Source organism: Hydrogenophaga sp., from assembly GCF_022844385.1.
In the GTDB taxonomy this organism is placed as follows: domain Bacteria; phylum Pseudomonadota; class Gammaproteobacteria; order Burkholderiales; family Burkholderiaceae_C; genus Hydrogenophaga.
In genome coordinates, this window is record NZ_JALHLX010000157.1 from 1 (window position 1) to 6,993 (window position 6,993).

Below are 6,993 nucleotides of genomic sequence, written 5' to 3' on the forward strand. Positions count from 1 at the left end.
GCAGGCCCATGCGGGTGCCGGCGTCGCGCATGGCCTCCAGGAAATAGAACACGTAGGCCGGGCCCGAGCCCGAGAGCGCGGTCACCGCGTCCAGCTGTGGTTCGGCGCTCACCCACACCAGTTCACCGGTGGTTTTCACCACGGCCTCGACCAGTGCACGGTCGGCGGCGCTGGCGCCTTCGCGGGCGAACAGGCCCGTCATGCCCAAGCCGACGAGCGCCGGCGTGTTGGGCATGGCGCGCACGATGCGCTGCGTCTGCAGCCAGCCGGCCATGCTGTCGCTGGTGATGCCGGCGGCCACGCTCAGGTGCAGCGCGTTGGACAGATGCGGCTGGCTGGTGAGTGCGGCGTCCCTGAAGGTTTGCGGCTTCACGGCCCAGACCACGAGGTCCGAGGGGCGCAGATCCGCGCTGGCGGCGGCGAGGACCGAGACGCCGGGGAACTGTTGCGCGAGCCTGGTGCGCTGTTCGTCCCAGGGTTCAACAATCTGCAGTGCGCTGGCCGGGTGGCCCTGTCGGAGCAGGCCGCCGACGATGGCGCTGGCCATGTTGCCGCCGCCGATGAAGGTGATGGTGGGGTGGGTGGGGGTGTTCATCGCGCCATTGTCGCGTGCATCCACCCGCCGCTTCATTGCGCCACGGTCTGGCGCACCGCGTGCTCCCACTGCGCCATCTTCTCGGCCGCGTGTTCGCGCGACAGCGTGGGGTGGAAGGTGCGCTCGGCGCGCCACTGCTTCGAGAGTTCGTCCAGCCCGCCGTACAAGCCGGTGTGCAGGCCAGCGAGGTAAGCCGCGCCCAGCGCGGTGGTCTCGATCACGGCGGGCCGCACCACCGGGATGCCCAGCAGGTCGGCCTGGATCTGCATCAGCAGGTCGTTCACGCAGGCACCGCCGTCCACCCGCAGTTCACTCACCGGCACGCCGCCGGCGGCCACCGCATCGCGGCTCATGGCGTCGAGCAGGGCCGCGCTCTGGAAGGCGATGCTTTCGAGTGCGGCGCGTGCAATGTGGGCCATGGTGGTGCCGCGCGTGAGGCCGGTGATGCTGCCGCGCGCCTCGGGCCGCCAGTAAGGCGCGCCCAGGCCGGTGAAGGCCGGCACCAGCACCACGCCGCCGGCGTCGGGCACGCTCTCGGCGAGGGCTTGCACCTCGCTGCTCGACTCAATGGCACTCAGGCCGTCGCGCAGCCACTGCACCACCGCGCCGCCGATGAACACGCTGCCTTCGAGTGCGTACTGCTGCGGCCCAGGTGGCTGCGCCGTGGCGGTGGTGATCAGGCCGTTCTGGCTGATCTGGAAACGTTCGCCGGTGTGCATGAGCATGAAGCAGCCGGTGCCGTAGGTGTTCTTGGCCATGCCGGCGGTGAAGCAGGCCTGGCCGAAGAGGGCGCTTTGCTGGTCGCCGGCCACGCCGCCAATCTCCAGCGGCGCGCCCAGCCACTCGGCCTTCATCTCGCCGAAGTGCGCGCTCGACGGCAGGGCCTCGGGCATGAGGCTTTTGGGAATGTCGAGCAGCGCCAGCAGCTCGTCGTCCCACTGACGGGTGTGCACGTTGAACAGCATGGTGCGCGACGCGTTGCTCACGTCGGTCACATGGCGCGCGCCGCCGGTGAGCTGCCAGATCAGCCAGCTGTCGACCGTGCCGAAGGCGAGTTCGCCGCGCTCGGCCTGGGCGCGCACGCCGGACACGTTTTCCAGGATCCATTTGAGTTTGGTGCCGGAAAAGTAGGCGTCGATGCGCAGGCCGGTCTTCTGCAGCACAGTGTCGCTCGCGCCCCGTTCGCGCAGCTCGGCGCAGGTGGCTTCGGCGCGGCGGTCCTGCCAGACGATGGCGTTGCAGACCGGCTCGCCCGTCTTGCGGTTCCACACCACGGTGGTCTCGCGCTGGTTGGTGATGCCCACGGCCGCGATCTGCTCGGCGCGCAGGTTCGCCTGTTTCAACGCCTCACGCGCTGTCTCCAGCTGCGTGGTCCAGAGGTCGCGCGGGTCATGTTCCACCCAGCCCGGCTGTGGGTAGATCTGGGGGAACTCGCGCTGCGCCATGGTGACGACGCGGCCGGCGTGGTCAAACACGATGCTGCGCGAACTGGAGGTGCCCTGGTCCAGGGCAAGCAGGTAGGTCATGGTGTTGTCCGAAGAAGGGTCAGGCGTTGGCCGTGTGGTTGTGGGTGTCGCTGCCCGCGAGCACGCATTCGACGTTGCCCTGGGTCAGCAGGTCGCCAAACGGCGGCGGCGGTGGCTGGTCGGTGAACACCACATCGATGTCGTCCAGCCGCGCCAGCTCGACCATGGCAGGGCGGTTGAACTTGCTGTGGTCGGCCGCGAGCCAGACCTCGCGCGATTGTTCGACGATGGCGCGCGCCACCTTGACCTCGCGGTAGTCGAAGTCGCGCAGAGAGCCGTCGGCCTCGATGCCGCTGATGCCGATGAGGCCGATGTCGACCTTGAACTGGCGCATGAAGTCCACCGTGGCTTCACCCACGATGCCCTGGTCGGCCCCGCGCACCACGCCGCCGGCCACGATGACCTCGCAGTCGGGGTGCGTGCTCATGAGCGAGGCGATGTGCAGGTTGTTGGTGATCACGCGCAGGCCGCGGTGGTGCTGCAGTTCGCGCGCCACGGCCTCGATGGTGGTGCCGATGTTCATGATCAGGGAGCAACCGTTGGGCACGCGCCGCGCCACGGCGCGGGCGATGCGCGCCTTGGCGTCGGACTGCATGGCCTGGCGCTGGCGGTAGGCAATGTTCTCGGTGGTCGAACCGGGCAGGCGCACGCCACCGTGAAAACGCGACAGAAAACCGGCCTCGGCCAGGCGCTGAACGTCGCGGCGCACCGTTTGCAGCGTGACGCCGAAGCGTTCGGCCAGCGCCTCGATGGTCTGCGGGCCGTGGGCGCGCACTTCGTCGAGCAGTTCGGTGTGGCGGGGGTTGAGGTTCATGGGCGCGTTGAGGCAGAAGCGCAGCGGGCACCGTTGGAGCGGGTATTTGGTTCGATGTTTGCGGGCTTCGAATCAAAACGAATCAAAGCGAACTTACCCGCGCTACCATCGCTGGTCAAGCACCCACTCAAATGAACCGCTCCCAACTGATCGAATCGCTAAGCCGTGAATGCGTCTACGACCTCGCTGTCGTCGGTGGCGGTGCCACCGGTCTCGGGGTCGCGCTTGACGCGGCGCTGCGCGGTTTCTCGGTCGTGCTGCTGGAGTCGCACGACTTCGCTGGCGGCACCTCGTCCCGCTCCACCAAGCTGCTGCACGGCGGCGTGCGCTATCTGGCGCAGGGGAACCTGGCGCTGGTGCGCGAGGCACTGGCCGAGCGCGCCACGGTGCTGCGCATCGCGCCTCACCTCGCGCAGCCTTTGCCTTTTGTCATGCCGTCGTACAAGTGGTGGCAGACGCCGTTCTACGGCATCGGGCTCAAGCTCTACGACCTGCTTGCGGGTTCGGCAGGTCTGGGCCGCACCGAATTTCTCAGCCGTGCGCAAACCTTGCAGGCCCTGCCGGGTGTGAATCCCGACGGGTTGCGCGGCGGCGTCAAGTACTGGGATGGCCAGTTCGACGACGCCCGTCTGGCGCTGGCGCTGGCACGCAGTGCGGAAGCCGCCGGGGCGCATGTTCTGAATTACGCCGAAGTCAAGGCAGTTAGGCAGTTGTCTGGCAGTGAGGGCCCGCTTTCATTGGTCGATGTCACCGATCGGCGAGGCGGCGGCTCATTCCAGTTGCAGGCCCGCTGTGTGGTCAACGCCACCGGCGTCTGGGTTGATGCCTTGCGAGACCACACCCAGCCGCCCGCCAATCCGGGCACACCCTCGCGCATGGTCAGCCCAAGCCAGGGCGTTCACGTGGTGGTGGACCGCGACTTCATGCCCGGCGGCCATGCGCTGCTGGTGCCCAAGACGCGTGATGGACGCGTGCTGTTCGCCGTGCCCTGGCTGGGCAAGCTGGTGCTGGGCACCACCGACACGCCGCGCAAGGACCTGCCGCGTGAACCCGACGCCTTTGCCGAAGAACTGGAATTCATCCTCGGCGAGGCCAGCCAGGCGCTGAGCAGGCCAGTGCGGAGCCAGGACATCAAAAGCCTTTGGGTGGGCCTGCGCCCACTCGTGGCGGCGCCGGCTGCCGCCGAGGGCAGCACCAAGGTGCTGTCGCGTGAACACACCATCGTGGTCGACCCCAATGGCCTGGTCACGGTGACCGGGGGCAAATGGACCACCTACCGTGCCATGGCCGAGGATGTATTGGAGCGCTGCTTTGCAAGCCAGCTCCTGCCCCGGCGTGCAGGCGGACAGAGCGCGACGCATGAGTTGAAGGGTGCGGCCATGGCCAGCCCGGCCACACCCCTGCACGCGGCGCCCGGCCTGCATCTGTATGGTTCAGATGGGGTGCAGGTGAACGATTGCCCCGGGCAAGACAACGCCCTGGGGGGTGGTCTGACCGAGGCCATGGTGCGCTTCGCCGCCCGCTTCGAACACGCGCAGACGGTGGAAGACGTGCTCGCACGGCGCTCGCGCATCCTGTTCCTGGACGCCGCCGAGGCCGCTCGACTGGCGCCCGCCGTGGCCAACATCCTCCAGCAGGAGCTGGGCACGGACCCGGCGCTGCAGTCGTTTCTGGACCTGAGCGCCCGGTATCTGCCTGCCTCCAACGCAATTTAGAGGTATTTCACAGGTCAGTGCGTTGACAGGCCGCCGAAACCATGTGATACTGCGCGGCTTCGCTCCAAAAAAGCGAGGCAATCTGCCCACTCGGAAGGGGCTGGAACTGGCTCAGGCCACTCCGGTTCTGGACGGCGGGCCCAAGACTGATCACTCCCGGCCGTGGTGGCTGGGGGGATTCAAGTTGGGACTTAAATCAAATGATCCAAACGCAATCTCGACTCGATGTTGCCGACAACACGGGTGCCAAGTCCGTGATGTGCATCAAGGTGCTCGGCGGCTCCAAGCGGCGTTACGCCAGCGTGGGCGACGTCATCAAGGTCACCATCAAAGAAGCAGCGCCCCGTGGCCGCGTCAAAAAAGGCGAGGTTTACAACGCTGTGGTGGTTCGCACCGCCAAAGGCATCCGTCGTCAAGACGGCGCCCTCATCAAATTCGACGGCAACGCAGCAGTGTTGCTCAACGCCAAGCTGGAGCCCATCGGCACCCGCATCTTCGGACCGGTGACGCGCGAGCTGCGCACCGAAAAGTTCATGAAGATCGTGTCGCTGGCGCCCGAGGTTCTCTGAGGAATCATCATGAACAAGATTCGCAGTGGTGACGAAGTCATCGTGATCGCAGGACGCGACAAGGGCAAGCGCGGCAAGGTCGTGCTCCGTGCCGACGACAGCAAGCTCGTCGTCGAAGGCGTGAACATCGTCAAGAAGCACGCCAAGCCGAACCCCATGAAGGGTGTGACCGGCGGCATCATCGAAAAAACCATGCCCATCCACCAGTCCAACATCGCCATCTTCAATGGCGCAACGGGCAAGGCAGATCGCGTGGGCATCAAGCTCCTGGCTGACGGCAAGAAAGTGCGCGTCTTCAAGTCCAGCGGCGAAGAAATCAAGGTGGCATGACCATGGCACGTTTGCAAGAAATTTTCCGCGACAAGATCGCGCCCAGCCTGGTGGAGAAGTTCGGCTACAAGTCGATCATGGAGGTGCCCCGCATCACCAAGATCACGCTGAACATGGGCGTGAGCGAAGCCGTGGCCGACAAGAAGGTCATGGACAACGCCGTGGGCGACCTGACCAAGATCGCCGGCCAGAAGCCTGTTGTGACCAAGGCTCGCAAGGCCATCGCCGGTTTCAAGATCCGCGAGCAACAAGCCATCGGCTGCATGGTGACCCTGCGCGGCGCCAAGATGTACGAATTCCTGGACCGCTTCGTCACCGTGGCTCTGCCTCGCGTGCGTGACTTCCGTGGTATCTCCGGCCGCTCGTTTGACGGCCGCGGCAACTACAACGTCGGCGTTAAAGAACAGATCATCTTCCCTGAGATCGAGTACGACAAGGTTGACGCCTTGCGCGGCCTCAACATCAGCATCACGACGACCGCCAAGAACGACGAAGAGTGCAAGGCTCTTCTGGCTGGTTTCCGTTTCCCGTTCAAGAACTGAGGTGGCGCGTGGCTAAACAAGCACTACTGCAACGTGAACTCAAGCGCGAGAAACTCGCCGCCAAGTTCGCCAAGAAATACAACGAATTCAAAGCCGTCGCCAACGACGTCAAGAAGACCGACGAAGAGCGTGATGCGGCCCGCCTGGGTTTGCAAAAGCTGCCCCGCAACTCGAACCCGACCCGCCAGCGCAACCGCTGCGAGATCACCGGTCGTCCGCGCGGCACTTTCGCTCACTTCGGCCTGGCTCGCGCCAAGGTCCGTGAAATGGCGTTTGCCGGAGAAATCCCCGGCATCACCAAAGCCAGCTGGTAAGCCCTAGGAGAACCACAAATGAGCATGAGTGATCCTATCGCCGACATGTTGACCCGCATCCGCAACGCGCAGATGGTCGAGAAGTCCACCGTGTCGATGCCGGCCTCCAAGGTCAAAGCCGCGATCGCCCAAGTCCTGAAGGACGAGGGTTACATCGACGGATTCCAGGTCAAGAACAATGACGGCAAGAGCGAACTTGAAATCGCCTTGAAGTACTACGCTGGCCGTCCCGTGATCGAGCGCATCGAGCGTGTGAGCCGTCCTGGCCTGCGCGTTTACCGCGGTCGCAATGCCATCCCCCAGGTCCAGAACGGTCTGGGTGTGGCCATCGTCACCACGCCCCAGGGTGTGATGACCGATCGCAAGGCTCGCGCCACCGGTGTCGGCGGCGAAGTCCTGTGTTACGTCGCCTGATGCGGGCATTGAGGAGCAATTAATGTCACGTATTGGAAAACTGCCGGTCTCCATCCCTGCCGGGGTCGAGATCGCCGTCAAAGACGACCTGATCAACGTCAAGGGCACCCTGGGTGCTCTGGCGCTGGCGCAAAACGCGCTGGTCAAGGTTGAAAGCAACAACGGCGCGCTGAC

At 65.3% G+C, this 6,993-nt stretch carries 9 protein-coding genes and 1 pseudogene; 7 read left to right on the forward strand and 3 right to left on the reverse strand.

What is annotated here, in order from left to right; all coding sequences use genetic code 11:
* The 3 genes from Q0C59_RS17580 to Q0C59_RS17590 form a co-directional block, all read right to left on the reverse strand.
* Positions 1-595, reverse strand: a 595-nt coding sequence (locus tag Q0C59_RS17580; RefSeq protein WP_291217954.1) for a pyrroline-5-carboxylate reductase, incomplete at its 3' end; no start/stop codon positions are given.
* Between the two features lie 32 nt (positions 596-627).
* On the reverse strand, positions 628-2,121 hold the full coding sequence (gene glpK / locus Q0C59_RS17585; RefSeq protein ID WP_291217956.1) for a glycerol kinase GlpK: 1,494 nt from the start codon (positions 2,119-2,121) through the stop codon (positions 628-630).
* Between the two features lie 19 nt (positions 2,122-2,140).
* Positions 2,141-2,935, reverse strand: a complete 795-nt coding sequence (locus Q0C59_RS17590) for a DeoR/GlpR family DNA-binding transcription regulator (protein WP_291217958.1) — start codon at positions 2,933-2,935, stop codon at positions 2,141-2,143.
* A gap of 131 nt (positions 2,936-3,066) precedes the next feature.
* Between Q0C59_RS17590 and Q0C59_RS17595 the strand changes: the two genes are divergently transcribed.
* The 7 genes and pseudogenes from Q0C59_RS17595 to Q0C59_RS17625 all read left to right on the forward strand — a co-directional run.
* Positions 3,067-4,650 carry a glycerol-3-phosphate dehydrogenase/oxidase gene (locus Q0C59_RS17595; RefSeq protein ID WP_291217961.1) on the forward strand — a complete coding sequence of 528 codons (1,584 nt, stop codon included), beginning with the start codon at positions 3,067-3,069 and terminating at the stop codon, positions 4,648-4,650.
* A gap of 200 nt (positions 4,651-4,850) precedes the next feature.
* Positions 4,851-5,219, forward strand: coding sequence for a 50S ribosomal protein L14 (rplN, locus tag Q0C59_RS17600; RefSeq protein ID WP_056268999.1), 369 nt, complete (start codon positions 4,851-4,853; stop codon positions 5,217-5,219).
* A 9-nt stretch (positions 5,220-5,228) separates the two neighbouring features.
* Positions 5,229-5,549 (forward strand): 50S ribosomal protein L24, encoded by a 321-nt coding sequence (rplX, locus tag Q0C59_RS17605; protein ID WP_086118905.1) that lies wholly within the window; start codon positions 5,229-5,231, stop codon positions 5,547-5,549.
* A gap of 2 nt (positions 5,550-5,551) precedes the next feature.
* Entirely contained in the window at positions 5,552-6,091 is a 540-nt protein-coding gene (gene rplE, locus Q0C59_RS17610) for a 50S ribosomal protein L5 (RefSeq protein WP_069048688.1), read from the forward strand.
* An 8-nt stretch (positions 6,092-6,099) separates the two neighbouring features.
* Complete coding sequence (gene rpsN / locus Q0C59_RS17615) at positions 6,100-6,405, forward strand: 30S ribosomal protein S14 (RefSeq protein ID WP_159603318.1); 306 nt, start codon at positions 6,100-6,102, stop codon at positions 6,403-6,405.
* An 18-nt stretch (positions 6,406-6,423) separates the two neighbouring features.
* Complete coding sequence (gene rpsH, locus Q0C59_RS17620) at positions 6,424-6,819, forward strand: 30S ribosomal protein S8 (RefSeq protein ID WP_056268992.1); 396 nt, start codon at positions 6,424-6,426, stop codon at positions 6,817-6,819.
* Positions 6,820-6,841: 22 nt separating this feature from the next.
* A pseudogene (locus Q0C59_RS17625) lies at positions 6,842-6,993 on the forward strand (50S ribosomal protein L6); the annotation flags it as partial.

Excerpts from the sequence above, each read along its gene's own strand:
- glpK (WP_291217956.1), bottom strand. The coding sequence starts at position 2,121 with ATGACCTACCTGCTTGCCCTGGACCAGGGCACCTCCAGTTCGCGCAGC.
- Q0C59_RS17590 (WP_291217958.1), bottom strand. The coding sequence starts at position 2,935 with ATGAACCTCAACCCCCGCCACACCGAACTGCTCGACGAAGTGCGCGCC.
- Q0C59_RS17595 (WP_291217961.1), top strand. The coding sequence starts at position 3,067 with ATGAACCGCTCCCAACTGATCGAATCGCTAAGCCGTGAATGCGTCTAC.
- rplN (WP_056268999.1), top strand. The coding sequence starts at position 4,851 with ATGATCCAAACGCAATCTCGACTCGATGTTGCCGACAACACGGGTGCC.
- rplX (WP_086118905.1), top strand. The coding sequence starts at position 5,229 with ATGAACAAGATTCGCAGTGGTGACGAAGTCATCGTGATCGCAGGACGC.
- rplE (WP_069048688.1), top strand. The coding sequence starts at position 5,552 with ATGGCACGTTTGCAAGAAATTTTCCGCGACAAGATCGCGCCCAGCCTG.
- rpsH (WP_056268992.1), top strand. The coding sequence starts at position 6,424 with ATGAGCATGAGTGATCCTATCGCCGACATGTTGACCCGCATCCGCAAC.